We start from the raw sequence: 387 nt of genomic DNA on the forward strand, positions 1-387 counted from the left end.
CACCTTCTATGCCTCGCCCTCGCTGGCAAGGACGGGAAACCCTACCTTTGAGGCTACCGGAAATCCCTACACGGAAAAACTTTTCGAATCCTCCCCACTGGGACGTGTGCTGAAACAGGCCTCTCCAGGAAGCGCGTGGAAGATTCCCGCGTCAGGAGCTGACACCGACCATACCATACGCACCGAGTACCTTTCCAATTCCGTGGCAGATGCCGTAAGGCTCTATAAGGCCGCCAACGGCGCGCTTTCGGGAGGCTATTACCCGGCAACGCTTTCCCAGTCAGGAACGTATCCGGCAGGAACGCTCTACAAGACCGTGCTGAAGGACGAGAACTGGACCCCTTCTTCAGGCAGCAGCCATACCGTACAGGAATTCAAAAACAAGGA

General features: G+C 56.3%; 1 protein-coding gene. It reads left to right on the forward strand.

Annotation, left to right across the window (positions count from 1 at the left end; genetic code table 11):
* The coding region (locus tag ASG38_RS17935) for a DUF6443 domain-containing protein (protein WP_200937026.1) at positions 1–387 on the forward strand (387 nt) is incomplete at both ends.

Source organism: Flavobacterium sp. Leaf359 (assembly GCF_001423985.1).
In the GTDB taxonomy this organism is placed as follows: Bacteria; Bacteroidota; Bacteroidia; order Flavobacteriales; family Flavobacteriaceae; genus Flavobacterium; species Flavobacterium lindanitolerans.